We start from the raw sequence: 18,239 nt of genomic DNA, 5'->3' as shown, positions 1-18,239 counted from the left end.
GAGCCCCGGTAAGCCCCAGGAGGATCCACCATGCTCTGCCCCTCGTGTCGGTCCGAACAGTCCAGGGTCCTTGACTCACGCACCGTGGAATCCGGTTCGGCGATCCGGCGCCGGAGGGAGTGCAGCAACTGCGGCACCCGCTTCACCACACTGGAGCGGTCCATTCTCCTGGTGACCAAGCGCAACGGGGTCACCGAGGAGTTCAGCCGGGACAAGGTCATCCGTGGTGTCAGCCGGGCCTGTCAGGGACTGGAGGTCCCGGACGACGCCCTCAAGGTCCTCGCCCACGAGGTCGAGCAGTCCATCCGCGCGACCCACGGGTCCCAGGTGGACGCCAACGACATCGGTCTGGCGATTCTCGAACCACTGCGCAATCTCCACGAGGTCGCCTATCTCCGGTTCGCCTCCGTCTACAAGTCCTTCCGCAGCGCCGAGGACTTCGAGAGTGAGATCCGGCTGCTCCGCGATGCGGGGCAGACTGTCCAGCCGGACACGGTCAGCTGATCTTCCGGAGGGCCTTGTGCACCCGCTGCACACTGGCCGTCCGGGTGGTACCCAGGTTCTGCGCGAACAGGGCGACGCGCAGTTCCTCGATGAGCCACTCCACATCCTTGATCTGCGGTGACGCGGCACGGCTCTTCGGTAGCCGGTCCCGGGTCGCCTGCACCGCATCGAGACACTCCCGGATCTGGTCGGCCAGATCCTCCTCACGGTCCGGATCCTGCTCCATCATCGTCAACCGGGCCTGCATTGCCGCGACATACCGGGGAACATGGCGCAGATGCGTCGCACCGTGACGGGTGATCTGGTGGGGACCCAGGTAGAACTTGAGCTGCTCACGCATCTCGGTGATCGATTCACCGTCCCAGTTCTCCAGCTCAGCAGACATGTCAGCCACCGCCAGAGCGGCGGGTGCGACAGTCACGACCGTCTGGCGGACCATGCCCGGCCCACGGTCACGTGCCGCGGCGATAGCCTCGGCACACCGGTCGGGATCCCTGATCACCGGGCCGAACTCAGCAAGCAGATCGCGGCAGGCCAGTACCCTGCAGTCTTCGACCAGTGCTTCCGGACCACCGTAGGGGTAGTTCTCCACCGCCACACGCTGACGTAGCGGAAGGCCCTTGATCATCTGCTTCGGCTGCACGCGACAGACATCGAGCATGAGGTTGAGGACCGCGGTGAACTGTGCTCCGGCCGCGGCCGCCAGGGACGGAAAGGCGCGTAGTACCACCCCCGAATCGTCGATGACCAGGGCGGGGTAGGCGGTCACCGGCTGGCCGTCGACCACCGATTCGACGGTTTCCGGGATCACGCCGATTCCCTCGACACTCCACTCGGTGTCGCGGGCGAGGATGCCGGTGTCGCCACCGGAGGAACCGTTGCCCTTCGCTGGCTGTCCCTCCTTCCCCTTCTGCCCTTGTCGCCTGCGCTGACCGTGCTGACCGTGCTGGCCGCGGTGATTCGCGGCGTCCGACGGGGCAGGGGAGCCGTCCTTACCGGAGGACTGACGGGCGGCGACCGTGGCGATGGACCGGGTGATCTCGCCGGCGAGCTCCTGCTGCAGACCCGCGAGGTCGCGGGACCGGGCGACGACCTTGCCCCGCCGGTCCACAGCAGCGAAGGCCATCCGCAGATGGTCGGGGATCCTCGACCAGTCGAAGTCGGAACCGCTGATGCCGGTGCCGCCGAGACTGCGCAGGGCGTCCGCCAGTGCGTCATCGACGGCACCGTCGTAGGGCGTCATCTTCGCCAGTGCGGCCCGGGCGAACTCGCCGGCAGGGACGACGGACGTGCGCAGATGCTTCGGCAGCGTCCGGATCAGGGCGACGCACAGTTCTTCGCGCATACCGGCGACGAGCCAGCGGGTGTCGGTGTCGTCCAACCCGGCGAGCAACGGCAGCGGCACTCTCATGGTGATGCCGTCGGCGGGGTCACCGGGCCGGAAGACGTACTCCAGGTCGTACTCCACCGACCCCTGGCGCCAGGTGTCGGGGAACTCCCTGGCCTGGGCGGCCTGACTGTCAGAGCTGATCAGTGCGTCCTCGGTGAAGTCCAGCAGGTCCGGGGAATCGTGGCGGGCCTTCTTCCACCAGGAGTCGAAGTGCCGGGCCGAGACAACCTGCGAGGGGATCCTCGCATCGTAGAAGTCATAGAGGGTGTCGTCGTCCACGACGATGTCGCGCCGCCGAGCCTTCTCCTCCAGCTGGGTGGCGTTCTCCAGAAGCTCTCGGTTGTGGGCGAAGAACCTGTGGCGGGTGTGCCAGTCTCCCTCGACCAGCGCGGAGCGGATGAAGGTCTCACGCGCCGCGGTCGGATCGACCTTCGACAGGGCCACCGTACGGTCAGCGACGATCGGCAGTCCCAGCAGCAGGGCCTTTTCGTGGATCATGGCGGCGCCGCGCTTCGACGACCAGTGCGGTTCCGCATAGGTGTACTTCACCATGTGCGGGGCCACCTCCTCGACCCACTCCGGGGTCAGCGGGGCGACGGTCCGCGCGAAGACCTGTGAGGTCTCCACCAGTTCGGCGGCCATCACCCACTGCGGCGGCTTCTTCGACAGATGCGAGGAGGGGTGGATGACGAAATGGGTGCCGCGGGTACCGAGGAACTGGCGGGAGTTGCCCTCGCGCAGGCCCGTGTTCGTCAGGAGCCCGGACAGCAGCGCCTTGTGCACGTCATTCTCGGCAAGGGCCGTGGCACCGCCCTTGTCGAGTTCGAAGGTGAGGTTCCGGACGTGCCGGATGTTCGGGACCTTCCAGTGCAGGTCCTGGATCACGGTGAGGAACTGACGCACCAGGTCGATCCACTCGCGGACCCGCACGTAGTGGATGAACTCACGCTTGCACAGCTGCCGGAACTGGTTGCCGGACAGTGCCTGACGGTTCTCCTGCAGGTGGTTCCACAGCTTGAGCAGGGAGGTGAAGTCGGAGTCCGCCTTGTAGCGGGCGTGGGCCTGGTCGGCCTGCGCCTGCTTCTCCGTGGGACGTTCACGGACGTCCTGGATGCTCAGCGCGGCGACGATCACCGCGATCTGTTCGAGGACGCTGCGCTCGTGCGCGGCGACCAGCATCCGGGCCAGGCGCGGATCGGTGGGGATCCTCGCCATGTCGCGCCCGGTCTCCGTCAGTGGACGGGCGGTCGAGGTCGCCGAGGTGCCGTCATTGCCCGGGGCGAAGGCTCCCAGTTCCTGGAGCAGCTGGATGCCGTCACGGACGGACTTCTTGTCCGGCGGCTGGAGGAAGGGGAACTCGGAGATGTCGCCGAGCCCCAGGGACGCCATGGAGAGGATGACGCTGGACAGGTGGGTACGCAGGATCTCGGGGTCGGTGAACTCGGGCCGGGCCTCGAAGTTCTGCTCGGAGTACAGGCGGATCGCGATACCGTCGGAGGTACGGCCGCAGCGGCCCGACCGTTGGCGGGCGGAGGCCTGACTGATCTCCTCGACCGGCAGCCGCTGGACCTTGGTCCGGTGGGAGTACCGGGAGATGCGGGCGTAGCCGGTGTCCACGACGTACTTGATGCCGGGCACGGTCAGGGAGGTCTCGGCGATGTTCGTCGCCAGGATGATGCGACGCTTCGGACCGGTGGAGAACACCCGGTGCTGTTCGGCCGAGGACAGGCGCCCGAACAGGGGGAGGATGTCGACACCACCGCGTAGCTCCGCGTCGGAGAGGGCGTCCGCGGCGTCCCGGATCTCCCGCTCACCGGAGAAGAAGCAGAGGATGTCGCCGGGGCCCTGGGCCGACAGCTCGCGGACGGCGTCCACCAGGCCCTCGAGCGGATCGGTCTCAACTTCCCTGCCGCCCTCGCCGTTGTCGTCGGCGCCCACGACCTGCACCAGCGGACGGTAGCGGATCTCGACGGGATAGGTGCGGCCGGAGACCTCGATGACGGGGGCAGGGTTGCCGTCCGCGTCGGCGAAGTGCTTCGCGAAGGACTCCGGATCGATGGTCGCCGAGGTGACGATGATCTTGAGGTCGGGACGCTTCGGAAGGATCTCGCGGAGGTAGCCGAGCAGGAAGTCGATGTTCAGACTGCGCTCGTGGGCCTCGTCGATGATGATCGTGTCGTAGGCGCGCAGCAGCCGGTCATGCTGGATCTCCGCGAGCAGGATGCCGTCGGTCATCAGTTTGACGGCGGTGGAGTCGGAGACGGTGTCATCGAAACGGATCTTGTAGCCGACTCGTCCTGTGGGCTCGCCGACCTTCTCACCGAGCTCATCGGCGATGCGGTCGGCGACGGAGCGGGCGGCGATGCGGCGGGGCTGGGTGTGCCCGATACGGCCACGTGCGCCGCGGCCCAGCGCCAGGCACATCTTGGGCAGCTGGGTGGTCTTGCCCGAGCCGGTCTCGCCGGCGACGATGACGACCTGGTTTTCCCGGATCGCCTCCATGATCTCGTCACGGCGGGCGGAGACGGGCAGCCCCTCGGGGAAGTGGAGGTTACGGTCGAGGTTCTGACGCAGCGGTCCCTTCGTCCGTGAACGCCCCTGCCCGGCAGGACGCCGCTTCCGGCGCCGCCCGGAGCCTTGTCGTGCCTGGTGTGTCGGCTTTCTGTCCTCGGAATCCACCCGGCGATTCTACCACCGGGCCGCAGACGGAAAACGCCGGGCACCGTGCCCCCTTGATGGGGGGAACGGTGCCCGGCGGACCTCCCGCACGAGGTGCGGGGGACCGGTGGAACCGGTGGGTCTAGCTGGCGTCCGCGATCTGCAGCGCCTGGGCGACGCCCGAGACGGTGGCGGCGATCTTGACGGCCTCGTAGACCTGCTCCTTGGTCAGACCCTCCTCGCGCACGGTCTTCTCGTGGGCGATGGTGCAGTGCTCACAACCGTTGATGGTGGATACGGCGAGGGAGTAGAGCTCGAAGTCGACCTTCTCGATACCCGGCTTGGAGATGACGTTCATGCGCAGACCCATGCGGACCTGGGCGTAGTCGTCACCGAGCCAGCCGCGGGCGCGGTAGGCCACATTGTTCATCGCCATGATGGACGCGGCGGCGAGAGCGGCGTTGTAGGCCTCGTCCGACAGGTGCGTCTTGGCCTCCTCGGAGATCTCGGAGATGACCTGGTCGTTACGGGTCGCCGCGGCGGTGGCGACGAAAGTGCCCCACAGCTGCTGCTCGGAGAGCTCGGTGGACCGGGCGAGGGTGCCCAGGTTCAGCTTGAGATCCTTGGCGTACCCGGGCAGACCGTCCTTCAGATTGTCGACCGACATTACTTCAGGGCCTCCTGCACGACGTCCATCTTGTTGATGTTCTTGGTCGGGTCGTTGGCCTTCCAGTTGCAGGCGCAGACCTCTTCGGACTGCAGGGCGTCGAGGACACGGAGGACCTCGTCGACATTGCGGCCGACGGCGTCGGGGGTGACGGAGACGAACTGGATCACGTTGTCCGGGTCGACGATGTAGGTGGCGCGGTCGGCGACACCGGCAGCGTTCTCGACACCGAGGGCGCGGATCAGGTCGTGGCGGACGTCAGCGAACATCGGGAACGGGACGGTCTTGAGCTCGGGGTGGGTTGCACGCCAGTTGAAGTGTGCGAACTCGTTGTCGGTGGAGCCACCGAGGATCTGGGTGTCGCGATCCTGGAAGTCCTCGTCGAGCTTGCCGAAGGCGGCGATCTCGGTCGGGCAGACGAAGGTGAAGTCCTTCGGGTAGAAGAAGACGACCTTCCACTTGCCCTGGTACTTGTCGAGGGTCACGTTCTCGAAGTAGTCCTCCGGGGACTGGGCGTTGGCCTCGTGCAGGTCGCCGCCCTTGAGGGCGGTGAGATCGAACTCGGGGAACTTGTCACCAACGGTGAGGATGGACACGGTGTTTGCCTCCTAAGGCGAAAGACGCTTGATCTTGAACCGTTTCTGATTATGCCACGATGTCCGCGGATATGCAAAGGCAAAGGCGATAGGCAGGGTAACCTACAATAGGTGTCCGCCTATATGTCGCCTCAGATAGGGTGTTGAGGGTCTTGAAGAGTACCTTTATAGGTATGGCCAATAGAGAGTATCGTCCGACGGTCTCCCAGCTGCGCACCTTCGTGACCATCGCAGAGAACGGGCACTTCGGCACGGCTGCACACCGACTCGGCATTTCCCAGCCCTCCCTCTCGCAGGCGCTCGCCGCCCTGGAACAGGGACTGGGCGTCCAGCTCATCGAACGATCCACCAGACGGGTGGTCGTCACCCCCGTCGGGACAGCCCTGCTGCCCTACGCACAGGCCACCCTCGACAGTCTCGACGCCTTCGTCTCCCATGCCCGGGGCGTCAAGGGCGGGCTCGCCGGCCCGATGAACCTCGGCATGATCCCGACCATCGCGCCGTTCCTGCTCCCTGATCTGCTGCGCCGACTGCCGTCGGTCGCCCCCGACCTTCGGCCGCAGATCGTCGAGGAGAAGACCGACGACCTCATCGACTCGCTGAAGCACGGTGGGCTCGACGCCGCTGTCATCGCCGGACAGGCCGGCGTGACAGGGATCGAGAGCCTCCACGTCTACGACGAGGAATTCGTTCTGGTGATGCCCTCCGGGCACCCGCTGGCAGGACGCAGCGACCTCACCGTCGCCAATCTCGACGACCTCGACCTGCTCCTGCTCGATGACGGTCACTGCCTGCGTGACCAGGTCCTCGACCTGTGCCGCTCCGCATCCGTCGGGCGGGACGCGGCCCAGGCGGTCACACGAGCGGCCAGCCTGACCACCATCGTCCAGTGTGTCATCGGTGGACTGGGCTGCACCCTCGTCCCGATCAGTGCGGTCGCCGCGGAATGCGACCACCCGGGCCTGGACCTGGCGACCTTCTCCGGCGGGGCCGGGACAGCAGGCCGTTCGGTGTACCTGTGCTACCGGTCGAGCTCCGGACGCGTCGAAGACTTCGAGGCCATCTCAGCGACCTTGTCGACGTCCTTCGCGGACGCCGTCGTCGCCGGGCGCGCGGTCCTCGGGAAGGCTCTCACCCGCGGATGACCTGCAGGCTGCGGAGGCGGACCTCACCGGCGTCATCGGTGGCGGCCAGGTCCACCACGCCCTCGAACGCCCAACCGTGGTCACCCTCCGGGTCGTCGATGATCTGACGGACCGTCCAGGTCCCGGCGTCCTCGGTGATGAGGACAAGATCCCCGGACCGTGCGGCGGTGTCGGTGCCGACGTCGTCGTACTCGTCAAAGTAGGCGTCCATCTCCGCCGGCCAGTCCGGTGGGGTGTCCAGGGAGGAGTCCAGTTCCGCGAGCTGGTTCTCCCGTTCGAAGGCGAAGAGCTCCACGTGGCGGAAGAGATGGTTGCGGACCATCCGCCGCAACGCCCGCGGATTCGACGAGAGCAGGGACGCGTCCCCGACGCCGAAGGCGTGCTCGGCGACCTGCTCGGCAGTGACCGGAACGTCAGGGTCGGACATCGCCGCCCACTCGTCGACGAGGGAGGAGTCCACCTGCCGGATGAGCTCACCGAGCCAGACGAGGATGTCCTCCAGTTCCTCGGTGCGGTGCTCCGGCGGGACACTGTGGCTCAGCGTCCGCCAGGCGTCGGTCAGGTAGCGCAGCACGACACCCTCGGCACGGGCCAGGGAGTAGGTCGATACGAGGTCGGAGAAGGTCATCGCCTTCTCGATCATCTCCCGGACCACCGACTTCGGCGACAGCCGGAAGTCTTTCGCCCATGGGTTGGTCTCACAGAAGATCCCGTAGGCCTGCTCGAGCTCGTCGTGCAGCGGCATGTCCCAGGTGATCTCCTCGACCAGGGCCATACGCTCGGTGTACTCGACACCCTCGGCCTTGAGCGCGGCGATCTCCTCACCCCGGCGGGCACGCTGCTGGGCGGTGAGGATCTGGCCCGGCTCATCCAGGATCGCCTCGAAGGTGCTGATGACGTCCAGGGTGTAGGTGGGGGACTCCGGGTCCAGCAGGTCCAGCGCCGCGAGAGCGAACGGAGACAGTGGCTGGTTGAGTGCGAAGTCACGCTGCAGCTCACGGGTCAGGCGGGCGTCCTTCCCTGAGGGGGTGTCCGCCGCGACTTCCTCGACGATGCCGGCACGGAGGAGGCCGCGGTAGAGGTCGAGGGTGGTGAGGATCTCCTGGTTCTGCTTGGCCCGGGTGTCGTGGTTGCCGCGCAGCAGCCCCTTCAGCGCCGCGTAGGTCCACTGGTCGCGGGCCACGACGTTGATGAGCATCGCATTGCTCATCCGGAACTGACTGACCAGCTCCTCAGGCTCTGCCGTGGTCAGCCGCTCAAAGGTGGACTCCGACCAGGTGGCCCTGCCCTCCGGAGCGTGCTTCTTGCGCATCTTCTTCAGCTTCTTCGGGTCTGAGCCCGCCTTCTGCCGCAGCCGGTAGTTCTCGATCTCGTGGTCGGGGGCTTCGACGATGACCGTGCCCTCGGTGTCGTAGCCCGCGCGCCCGGCACGGCCGGCGATCTGGTGGAACTCCCGGGACTTCAGGACGCGGTGCCGGATCCCGTCGTATTTCGCCAGCCCGGTGAGCACCACCGTGCGGATAGGCACGTTGATACCCACCCCGAGGGTGTCGGTCCCGCAGATCACCGTGAGCAGACCCTGCTGGGCGAGTTTCTCCACCAGTCGCCGGTACTTCGGCAGCATTCCGGCGTGGTGGACGCCGATGCCCTTGCGCAGCAGGCCCGAGAGGGTTCTGCCGAAAGCGGAGGAGAAACGGAAGGAACTGATCGCCTCAGCGATGGCGGCCTTGCGTTCGGCGGTCTGCGCCTTGTCGCCCAGCAGATGGACGCTGGTCAGCGCCTGGGCGCGCTCGGCGGCCTCACGCTGGGAGAAGTGTACGAGGTAGATCGGGGCCCTGCCGGTGTCGAGCAGCTCCTCGACGGTCTCGTGGACCGGGGTGTAGACGTAGTGGAAGTCCAGGGGCACCGGGCGGGTCGTCCCCGAAACCGTGGTACTGGTGCGCCCGGTCCGTTGCTCGAGGTCCTTCTCCAGCCAGGTGGTGTCGCCCAGCGTCGCGCTCATGAGCAGGAACTGTGCCTGGTGAAGCTCCAGTAGGGGTACCTGCCACGCCCAGCCACGGTCCGGCTCAGAGTAGTAGTGGAACTCGTCCATGACGACCTGGTCGATGTCGGCGGCAGCGCCGTCGCGGAGCGCGATATTGGCGACGATCTCCGCGGTCGCGCAGATGATCGGGGCCCGGCCGTTGACGGTGGCGTCGCCCGTCATCATGCCGACCTTCTCAGGGCCGAAGATCTCGCAGAGGGCGAAGAACTTCTCGCTGACGAGTGCCTTGATCGGTGCGGTGTAGAAGGTCCGCTGACCGTGTGCCAGTGCGATGAAGTGGGCGGCCGTGGCGACCAGCGACTTCCCGGAACCGGTGGGGGTGGCGAGGATGACATTGTCCCCGGCGGCCAGTGCGGTCGCGGCCTCCTCCTGTGCCGGGTACGGGGTGATACCCCGGCCCCGGGCCCAGGCCAGGAAGGACTCGAGGACCGCGTCATCCAGCAGGAACTCCGGGACCTCGGCCAGGTCCGGGAGCTGATCAGCGAGCGTGGGCTGGACGGGGGAGTCAGGGTGCGCGGGATTCACGCACTCCACCGTACCGTCAGCGGCCCACCGGCCCGGTCAGGCGTCCCTGTCCCCGTCCGTGGGATCCCCGGTACCGGTGGAGGGGTCGGTCCCGGCGTCGCCGTCGGAACCCTCGCTGTCACTGTCACCGGACATGCCGGCGAGGAAGCGCTCGAATTCCGCGCCGAGCTCCTCACCGGAAGGCACGTTCTCACCGGGGGCGAGCAGACTGTTCTCCCGGCGACGGCGCATCCGCGCCATCTCCTCGTCGTACTGCCGTTCCAGGGCGGCGACCACTGTGCCGATCTCCCCGGACTCCTCGACCTGTTCGGCCAGCTGGTTGCGGACCTTCTCCATATCAGTCTGCAGGGCGCGCAGTGGAAGCTCCAGGTCACCGACCTGCTCCACGGCGTGCAGCAGCCCGTAGGCGGCCTCCGGGTAATCCGAGGCGGCGATGTAGTGGGGGACGTGGGCGGTCAGACCGACGGTGTCCACCCCGGCGCTGGACAGGGAGAGCTCGGTCCGCAGTGCCGCGGACCCCGGGATGATCATCCTGGACTCCCACCGCTGCAGGTCAGCGACCAGGGTTGGGTCGGAGGCGTGGGCGGAGACCACCAGCGGACGGGTGTGCGGCACGGTCATCGGCGCCGCGTACAGCGCCACCGACCGGTCCACCCTGAGGCTCGTCGACAGTTCCGTGACCGCACGGCTGAAGGCATTCCACCGCAGATCCGGCTCCGGGCCCTCCAACAGCAGGAAAGGATGGCCGGCGGAGTCCTCCAACCGGTGCAGGGTCAGGGACAGATCCTCACTGCCGGTCAGACGGCTGCGGTCGATGGTCACGCCGGGACGGCGTGACCGGTAGTCGATGAGGGCGTCGACGTCGAAGGTGGCGACAGGGTTGTGCTCCAGCGCCTGCAGCAGGTGCTGCGACGCCTGTTGGACGCCCTGACCTGCGTCAGCGTAACCCTGGAGCGCGATGACCAGGGGTACTCCACCGATCCCGTCGCCGATACCGGGAGCGGGGTACTCGAGTTCGTACATGCGGTCATTCTCGGACATTGTCCGCTGCTCCTTCCACTCCGACAGACTGACGGTCCGCCAAGAGTACCAATTTTGTCCACAACCCCCGAGTTATCCACAGGCTCCTGCGGAAATGCGCTCGGAGCGGACGGTGGAACTTTCGCGGTAGGGGATGATTACCCCATGACGTACACATCTGACAACAGGAACTCCTCCCCGCCTATTCCCTCCGGCGCTCCGCAGGGACGCACGAACGTCGATCTGGGTGAAGACACCGCCGCACTCATCGCCGCCGTCCCCGCCATGCTGGGCTTCCGCCCGGAGAATTCCATGGTCTTCCTGGGGCTCAGCCGGCCCGCCGACGATCGGGCCACTCCCTCGGGGATCCGCCCCACGTCGTCGGAGGTGGGGCCGGTGGTACGGGCTGACCTGGTCGAGGGGGCGGTGACCGGAGCGGCGAAGGCCCTGATCCGGGCGAACAGCCACCGCACGGACAGGTCGGTGATCATCCTCGTCGTGGGTGGCGACGCAGGGCCTCTGGTGGACACGGCCGTGCGGCTCTTCCGGTCGGCGGGCCACCTGCCGGCTGCGGCGTTCCTGGCGACGGACCTGTGCGCAGGAGCTTCCTGGTGGGAGATTCCACTCGACGGGTCGGGGCAGGGGGCAGGGAACCGGGACTGGCCGATCGGAGCCCTTCCGGATCCCGCGTCCAGTCCGGCGGCGGGGCACACTGCCGGGCGGGACCCGGGGGAGATCCCGGACCAGGCGGCGTTCGACAGGCTGCTGGACAAAGAACCGGTTCCGCAGCATCTCAGGGGACTGCTCCCGGCCTGTTGGACGGGTCGCGACCATGGGGTGGCAGGGGACTACGGGGTGGCAGGGGACTACGGGGTGGCAGGGGAAGACGGGGATGTGGGGGAGACGTCACAGGACATCGTCGCACTCTGCGGATTCATAGACCACCTGGCGACCGTGGACGACCAGGACGCGACCCTCCGGACGCTGCTGGGGGATGAGGACGCGGCGCGATTCATCACCAGGGTCTGCTGCCGGGAACCTCTGGCCCGCGTCCTCGTGGTCCTGTCCACCGGCCCTTTCGGTAAGACGGTGCAGAATCTGCTTGCCGGGACCGCCCGCATCGCCCGGGGGCCGTTGCGTTACCGGGCCCTGGTACTGCTGTCGATGGCCGCGTGGTGTGGCTCCGGGGGAGTCCTGGCCCACCGGGCCGCCCACCGCGTCCTCGTGGAGTCGGACAGGCCGGGCTCGCCGGGGGTCCCGGCGGGACAGGTGACCGGGGGGACGCTCCAGCTGGCCCGCGAACTGGTGGCGACCGCGGAGCAGGGCCGTCCGGCGGGAGTGATCGCCAGGATGATCGACGGGGGAGTCCGCGACATAGACGACACCCTCGTCCGGGCGGGGGACGAGGGTGTCGGGGAATTGCTGGGTCGGGTCGTGGACCGCGACAGCGTCAGTGTCGTGCGAAATGAGCTCGGTCGCCGAGCCCGGAGGTGAAGGCCCACGCGTCGCTGACGATCGTGGTCAGGTCGGAGCGGGTCGGTGTCCAGCCGAGATCGGCCACCGCACGGTCCGAGGAGGCGATGAGGGTCGCGGGGTCTCCACCACGTCGCGGCGCGACCTCGGCGGGGATCGGGTGACCGGTGACCTCGCGACAGGTGTCGACGACCTGACGGACACTGAACCCGTCGCCGGAACCCAGGTTGAAGATCCGGTGCACACCGGGCTCGTTGGAGGACGCGGCGAGCAGGTGTGCGTCCGCGAGATCCCGGATGTGGATGTAGTCGCGGACGCAGGTGCCGTCGACGGTGGGCCAGTCGTCACCGAAGATCATGATCTTGTCACGGGCACCGGCCGCCACCTGCAGCACCAGGGGAATGAGATGGGTCTCGACGGCGCGGTTCTCACCGACGCTGCCGTAGGCACCCGCCACATTGAAGTAACGCAGGCTCGTCGCGCCGAGACCGTAGGCCGCGGCATAGGAGGTGATGATGTTGTCGATCGCCAGCTTCGAGGCCCCGTAGGGGTTCGTCGGGGCGGTCGGCAGATCCTCCGTGATCGGCACCGTCTCCGGCTCGCCGTAGCAGGCGGCCGTCGAGGAGAAGACGAGGTTGTCGACGCCCGCGGCACGCATGAGATCGAGGAGCCGCAGACTGGTGACCACATTGCCGGACCAGTACTTGGCGGGGGAGACCACGGACTCGCCCACCAGTGACTTGGCCGCGAAGTGGAAGACCGCCGCGCAGTCGTCGGCGAGGACACCGGGAGCGGCGTCCAGGACATCTCCCTCGACGAAGGTCGCGTCGGAGGGGACGGCCTCCCGGTTACCGGTGGACAGGTCGTCGATGACGGTCACCCGGTAGCCCTGCTCCACCAGGACGGTGGCACAGACACTGCCGACGTACCCTGCACCGCCGGTGACGAGGACATGTGCTCCCTTGCTCAGCGACATGTACGGTCAGGCCTCCTCGACGATGACGCGGATGGCGTGTCCCAGTTCGTCGGGGACGGTGACGGTGCCGGCGTCCGTGGTCAGCGACAGACCGTCGGGGGTGTCCTGGGCGGTGACGACCGAACCGGGGCGGATGTCGTACTGACCGAGACGGGTGATGACCTTGTGCTCGACCTGGACGATCTCGTTGAAGCTGACGATGCGCACCCTCGTCGGGGTGCTCAGGTCGAGATCGGAAGCGCGGTGGGAATCGGCCGGGTTGGGGACGGACTCCGACCCCAGCTTGTCCAGCCCGGGCACCGGGTTGCCGAACGGGGAGGTGTCATGCTCGCTGAGGACCGCGAGCAGACGCTTCTCCACCTCATCACCCATGACGTGCTCCCAGCGGCAGGCCTCGTCATGGACGGATTCCCAGGGGAGACCGATGACATCGACCAACAGGCGCTCGGCCAGGCGGTGCTTACGCATCACCGCGGTGGCGTGCGAGCGACCCTCCTCGGTGAGCTTGAGGGAGCGGTCATCGGCGATCCAGAGCAGACCGTCACGCTCCATACGGGCCACGGTCTGACTGACGGTCGGACCGGACTGCTCGAGCCGCTCTGCGATGCGCGCGCGCAGCGGCGGGATGCCTTCCTCCTCCAGTTCGAAGATCGTCCGGAGGTACATCTCTGTGGTATCGACGAGATCCTTCACTCGACAACGGCCTTTCTCTGATAGTCGTTCTGACTAAACGTGCCAATGACTTATAAACTACACGTTTCGGTGCCGCGCGGGGAGGACCGGTCCTGCGCACCCGTCAGACGGCGTATTCACGCAGCTTCTCGGCACGTTCTCCCTCACGCAGCTTCGCCATGACCTCCCGCTCGATCTGACGGACCCGCTCGCGCGACAGGCCGAAGCTCCGGCCGATCTGGTCGAGGGTGCGAGGCATGCCGTCATCGAGGCCGTACCGCAGCTTGATGACGTCCTGCTCCCGCTCCTCCAGGGTGTCGAGGACAGCACGGACATCGGAGTGACGCAGTGATGCCACGACAGCGGCCTCAGCATCGGTGGAGTCCGAGTCCTCGATGAAGTCGCCCAGCGGCGCCTCCTCGTCGGAGCCGACCGGCATGTCGAGGCTCACCGGGTCGCGGGACTGCTTGAGCAGCGTCTCGATCTTCGACTCGTCGATGCCGGATTCCTCGGCGAGCTCTTCGTTCGTGGCCTCACGGCCGAGGTGCTGGTACATCTCACGCTTGATACGGGAGAGCTTGTTGACCTGCTCGACGAGATGGACAGGCAGCCTGATGGTGCGTGACTGGTCCGCCATGCCCCGGGTGATGGCCTGCCGGATCCACCAGGTGGCGTAGGTGGAGAACTTGAAGCCCTTGGCGTAGTCGAATTTCTCCATCGCACGGATCAGGCCGAGGTTGCCCTCCTGGATGAGATCGAGCAGCGGCATTCCGCGACCGGTGTAGCGCTTGGCCAGTGAGACCACCAGGCGGAGGTTCGCCTCGAGCAGGTGGGTACGGGCGGCGCGGCCCTCACGGGCGAGGATCTTCAGGTCACGCTTACGGGCACGGGTCAGCTTCTCACCGGTCTCCAGCAGGTGCTCCGCGTAGAGGCCGGCCTCGATGCGCTGGGAAAGCTCCACCTCGTCGGCGGCGGTGAGCAGCGCGGTCTTGCCGATCCCGTTGAGGTACACACGCACCAGGTCCGCCGACGGGTTCTCGTTGTTGCCTCGGCGGCGTCCCTTGTCCTTGGGGCGGTCCTCGGCGGCGGTGCCCCCGTCGGAGTCGTCGGAATCTGTGGAGTCGTCAGCGTTGTCGCCGTCAGCATTGTCACCCGTGTCACCGGCGTCGGTGGTCTCCTGCGCATCGACCGCGGCACCCTCGTCGAGTTCATCGACCTCGTTGAGGGTCTCGACCGCGTCGGTGCCGTCCACTGATGTGACGTCCAGGGTGTCCGAGTCGACCGTGGTAGCGGTCCTGCTGGTGTTGCTGTTGCTCATGCGGGTGACCTCCCGGGTTTGTTGTCCGAAGCACTCACTGATCCAACGGGTGGATCCCGGGAATTGTTCCCGGGGGTGGTTTCGGCGACGCTTCTGCGGTTGTTCGGGTGCTGTCGGCGATGACCCGCGGATTGCTGTGGTCCGTCCATATCCAGCGATGATTGATTTGGGAAAGCCTATCGCGAACTGATTTATTTCGACAGGGGAAGCTTACCCCCGGTCGGGGGTCCAGACGGTGCGGTCACCGAACTCAGGTCTCGACGATGACGGTGAACGGACCCTGGTTGACGGAAGAGACCTCCATCATCGCGCCGAAACGGCCCGTGGCGACGGTCAGTCCCCGGCCGCGGAGATCGTCCACCAGCAGGTCGATGACCTTTTCCGCGTCCTGCCCGGGAGCTGCGGCGGACCACGACGGCCGCCGTCCCTTCGCCGTCGCCCCCATCAGCGTGAACTGACTGACGACGAGGATCTCGGCGCCGTTGTCCGCGGCTCCGGAGCCACGGACCCCGTCCCACGGCTCACCCGGGGCAGGCAGGATCCGGAGGTCGGCGATCTTGCGTGCCACCGTGCGCCAGGCGTCCGGTGCATCTTCACGTCCGACGCCCACGAGCGCGAGCAGTGCCCCGCGGCCGGCACCGTCCCGGTTCCCGTCGACGGCGCCGACGACGTCACCTGCCACGGTGACCTGTGCCGAAGACACGGTACTGACGACAGCCTTCACCGCAGACCCTCTCCGTAGCCGGCCACGGAGTCGCCGTCGAGGAGGTCTGCAGGCAGCAGCAGGCCGTGGCGCACCAGATCGACCACCAGCGGCACCAGGGCACTGGTGAACGCCTCGTCGTCGAGGTCGTTGACCGCGCAGTAGAGCCCCGCGGTGTCCCGCAGGCTCAGCCCGTTCGGGTTTAGTCCGGCGACGACCGCTGACAGCGGGGTGTCGATCTCGTGGCTGAACCGGGGTCCGTCGGTCCGGGTCAGGCGCAGCACGGTGCCGCGGAAACCGATCCCGGTCGGGTCCGGCAGCTCCACAGATTCCCTCGCCACCGTCGGTCGTACTGCGAAGGAGGTGTCCAGGATGTCCCCGGCGTCCCGGTCGGACAGCCACCCGTTACGCAGGAACCACTCGGCGACCTCGTCGCCGAAGAAGCCGAGGTCCGGAGTGGTGATCTCCTCGAAGGTCACTTCCGACGGGCCGTCGATCCGTTGCATGTGCAGGTAACCCATCCCGATCCGGGTGACGCCGTGGTCGGCGAACATGTCGAGCCAGCGGCGGGTCCGGTCGCGGCCCTCAGTGGTGCGGATATCCACGGACTCGTCGGTCAGCCAGGTCCGGACATAGGTCTCGGGGTCCACCTCATCGCGCTGGACCACCCAGGCGCGGATCCCGGTCTCCGGGAGCCAGGACGCGACGCGGGACGCCGGAGACTCGGTGAAACCGGTCGCCCAGGCACCGAGCAGGTGGGCGGTGCCACCGGGGGAGAGGTGCCCGGCAGCTCCGGCGGCGACGAGCCGGCTCGCACCGTCGAGCTCGAGGCCGGAGTCCCGGTAGACGTGACCGACCTCCCCGACACCGACGACGAACGGCGGGTTCGAGACGATCCGGTCGAAGTATTCGCCGTCTACCGGCCCGAACCAGTTGCCCTCACGCCAGTCGACCGGACGACGCTCCCCGGAGGTCCGTAGGACGCTCCGTTCGGAGGCCCGGGCGAAGTCCAGGGCACGGCCGTGGATGTCGGTGGCGACGACCTCGTCGGCATCCAGCGAGAGAGCCAGGACTCCGGACCCGGTGCCCAGGTCGAGCAGTCGGCCGGGGCGTCCTGCGGGCACCTGGTTGAGCAGGGTCAGTGGGGCCTGTCCGACACCGGGGACATGGTCAGGGCCCGGGACACGGACGTCGAGGGACGCGTCCGGGTCGGAGACGATGAGCAGCCCGTCGGTGCCGTGGTGCGGGTCATCGACCGGACGGATGTCGACGGTGCTGACCAGGCTGTCCCCGGAACCGGGGAGGAGTACACCCGCATCGCGGAGGCGGTCGACGAGATCCTCACCCAACAGCGCACACAGGTCAGTCCGGGAGGTGGCGTCCCGCAGGAAGAAGCAGCCGGTCATCACCGTGTCCCTACTGTCCCTACTGTCCCTACTGTCACGGCTGTCACGGCTGTCACGGCTGTCACGGTCGGCGGGGGTGAGCCGGCGCAGGGCGGCACCCGGGTTGCCCTGCAGTGCCTCGCGCCATCCCACCGTGCCGAGGACGCCGGTGACGGTGTCGCGGCCGTAGTTCAGGGCGGTCAGTGCGGTGACGAGGTCACCGAGGGCATCAGGGCGGGGATCTGCGGTGCGCGGGGCATCGGTGGCGTCCTGCGTGGTCATCGGTGGGGGTTCTCCTCGTCGGCGTTGATGATCTCGGGGGTGTCACGGTGGGTACCGGTCTGCGGTGAATCCGGGGCACTGCCGAGTGCGGCGCGTGACGACCGGGCCGCCAGCGCCTGCATTTCCCGGGCGCGTTGTTCACGGACCAGGGCGGGCTTGTACACCTTCGGCACGCCCTTCTCCTGTGCCTCGCCCGGGTCATTGGCCAGCAGGACCGCCACCCACGGCAGCGGTAGCGAGATCACCGCCACGAAGGCCGCGAGTGCGGGATTGTGCAGCCAGCCGTAGATCATCACCGCGATGATGAACAGTGGGATCCGGGAGAGCTGGAGGGCGGCGTAGACGTGGCGCCGGTGACGCCAGTCGGTCAGACGCGACTTCTTCGCCGAGGTGATGAGGACCGTCTCGCCGGAACCGCGGCGGCGCCCGAACAGTCTGCGTCCTGCACGCGGGTTCTGCCGGCGCGTCGCGTCCTGTTCCTCGTCTGCCATGGGGCCCACCGTAGTCCCTGCACCCCGTCGACTTCACACGGGACAGCAGGATGACCGTCACTCACCGGTGCCGCCTTCCGCAGTTCGACGGGCAGGTGGGGCGAACGGGTGGAAATGAGCGGGCGGCAGGGGCATGATTGACCCCGTGACTACTCCCGGAACATCAACGATTGAGCGCCCCGACGTCCGGACGGACGACCAGACCTCCGACGACACCCCGAAGTTCTTCCACTACGTCAAGAAGAACCAGATCGTGGACTCCGCAGTCAACGGCCGCATGGTCGTGGCCCTGTGCGGTGAGACATTTCCGGTGACCAAGCAGGCCAAGCCGGGCTCCCCGGTCTGCCCCGACTGCGAGCAGATCTACCAGGGGCTCCGGAAGAAGTGACC

15 protein-coding genes are annotated in these 18,239 nt (G+C 67.3%); 4 read left to right on the top strand and 11 right to left on the bottom strand.

Translation table 11 applies throughout. The annotated features are described in order from the left end of the window. Positions 1 to 30: 30 nt before the first annotated feature. Positions 31 to 504 (top strand): transcriptional regulator NrdR, encoded by a 474-nt coding sequence (gene nrdR / locus CVA01_RS07350; RefSeq protein WP_014010116.1) that lies wholly within the window; start codon positions 31 to 33, stop codon positions 502 to 504. Here the strand turns inward: nrdR and hrpA are convergent. The 3 genes from hrpA to CVA01_RS07335 all read right to left on the bottom strand — a co-directional run bounded on the left by hrpA (position 497) and on the right by CVA01_RS07335 (position 5,815). Then, entirely contained in the window at positions 497 to 4,573 is a 4,077-nt protein-coding gene (hrpA, locus tag CVA01_RS07345) for an ATP-dependent RNA helicase HrpA (protein ID WP_141329701.1), read from the bottom strand. The genes nrdR and hrpA overlap by 8 nt on opposite strands. A 121-nt stretch (positions 4,574 to 4,694) precedes the next feature. After that, positions 4,695 to 5,219, bottom strand: coding sequence for an alkylhydroperoxidase, AhpD family (gene ahpD / locus CVA01_RS07340; protein ID WP_141329699.1), 525 nt, complete (start codon positions 5,217 to 5,219; stop codon positions 4,695 to 4,697). Beyond that, entirely contained in the window at positions 5,219 to 5,815 is a 597-nt protein-coding gene (locus CVA01_RS07335; protein ID WP_141329697.1) for a peroxiredoxin, read from the bottom strand. Before CVA01_RS07335 ends, ahpD begins: the two co-directional genes overlap by 1 nt. 173 nt (positions 5,816 to 5,988) lie before the next feature. On the opposite strand from CVA01_RS07335, the gene CVA01_RS07330 reads away from it, so the two are divergent. Next, the gene (locus tag CVA01_RS07330) at positions 5,989 to 6,960 is read left to right on the top strand and encodes a hydrogen peroxide-inducible genes activator (protein WP_141329695.1); all 972 of its coding nucleotides are present in this window, start codon (positions 5,989 to 5,991) and stop codon (positions 6,958 to 6,960) included. Here CVA01_RS07330 and CVA01_RS07325 read toward each other — a convergent pair. Both CVA01_RS07325 and CVA01_RS07320 read right to left on the bottom strand, forming a co-directional pair. Continuing rightward, on the bottom strand, positions 6,947 to 9,529 hold the full coding sequence (locus CVA01_RS07325; protein WP_141329693.1) for a DEAD/DEAH box helicase: 2,583 nt from the start codon (positions 9,527 to 9,529) through the stop codon (positions 6,947 to 6,949). The two genes, CVA01_RS07330 and CVA01_RS07325, sit on opposite strands and share 14 nt — an antisense overlap. 36 nt (positions 9,530 to 9,565) lie before the next feature. Continuing rightward, the gene (locus CVA01_RS07320; RefSeq protein ID WP_141329691.1) at positions 9,566 to 10,570 is read right to left on the bottom strand and encodes a PAC2 family protein; all 1,005 of its coding nucleotides are present in this window, start codon (positions 10,568 to 10,570) and stop codon (positions 9,566 to 9,568) included. A gap of 144 nt (positions 10,571 to 10,714) precedes the next feature. On the opposite strand from CVA01_RS07320, the gene CVA01_RS07315 reads away from it, so the two are divergent. After that, positions 10,715 to 12,043 (top strand): DUF4192 family protein, encoded by a 1,329-nt coding sequence (locus CVA01_RS07315; RefSeq protein WP_141329689.1) that lies wholly within the window; start codon positions 10,715 to 10,717, stop codon positions 12,041 to 12,043. On the opposite strand, the gene galE is transcribed toward CVA01_RS07315, so the two are convergent. The 6 genes from galE to CVA01_RS15445 all read right to left on the bottom strand — a co-directional run bounded on the left by galE (position 12,000) and on the right by CVA01_RS15445 (position 17,849). Continuing rightward, positions 12,000 to 12,998: a UDP-glucose 4-epimerase GalE gene (gene galE, locus CVA01_RS07310; RefSeq protein ID WP_141329687.1), complete on the bottom strand. Its 999-nt coding sequence runs from the start codon at positions 12,996 to 12,998 to the stop codon at positions 12,000 to 12,002. The genes CVA01_RS07315 and galE overlap by 44 nt on opposite strands. Before the next feature lie 6 nt (positions 12,999 to 13,004). Next, entirely contained in the window at positions 13,005 to 13,691 is a 687-nt protein-coding gene (locus CVA01_RS07305) for an iron-dependent transcriptional repressor DtxR (protein WP_014010107.1), read from the bottom strand. A 103-nt stretch (positions 13,692 to 13,794) separates the two neighbouring features. Beyond that, entirely contained in the window at positions 13,795 to 14,988 is a 1,194-nt protein-coding gene (locus CVA01_RS07300) for a sigma-70 family RNA polymerase sigma factor (RefSeq protein ID WP_014010106.1), read from the bottom strand. Between the two features lie 250 nt (positions 14,989 to 15,238). Further along, entirely contained in the window at positions 15,239 to 15,712 is a 474-nt protein-coding gene (dtd, locus tag CVA01_RS07295) for a D-aminoacyl-tRNA deacylase (protein WP_041630036.1), read from the bottom strand. Further along, a complete protein-coding gene (locus tag CVA01_RS07290; protein ID WP_244938193.1) occupies positions 15,709 to 17,358 on the bottom strand; it encodes a DUF7782 domain-containing protein in 1,650 nt (549 codons plus the stop codon). The genes dtd and CVA01_RS07290 overlap by 4 nt, the downstream gene beginning before the upstream one ends. Further along, positions 17,355 to 17,849 carry a DUF3099 domain-containing protein gene (locus CVA01_RS15445; RefSeq protein ID WP_280528065.1) on the bottom strand — a complete coding sequence of 165 codons (495 nt, stop codon included), beginning with the start codon at positions 17,847 to 17,849 and terminating at the stop codon, positions 17,355 to 17,357. The genes CVA01_RS07290 and CVA01_RS15445 overlap by 4 nt, the downstream gene beginning before the upstream one ends. Before the next feature lie 133 nt (positions 17,850 to 17,982). On the opposite strand from CVA01_RS15445, the gene CVA01_RS07280 reads away from it, so the two are divergent. Continuing rightward, positions 17,983 to 18,237 carry a DUF3039 domain-containing protein gene (locus CVA01_RS07280; protein WP_014010102.1) on the top strand — a complete coding sequence of 85 codons (255 nt, stop codon included), beginning with the start codon at positions 17,983 to 17,985 and terminating at the stop codon, positions 18,235 to 18,237. Positions 18,238 to 18,239: the final 2 nt, after the last annotated feature.

Origin of the sequence: Corynebacterium variabile (genome assembly GCF_006539825.1) — a bacterium.
Taxonomy (GTDB): Bacteria; Actinomycetota; Actinomycetes; order Mycobacteriales; family Mycobacteriaceae; genus Corynebacterium; species Corynebacterium variabile.
This window is presented reverse-complemented; position numbering and strand designations above follow the sequence as displayed.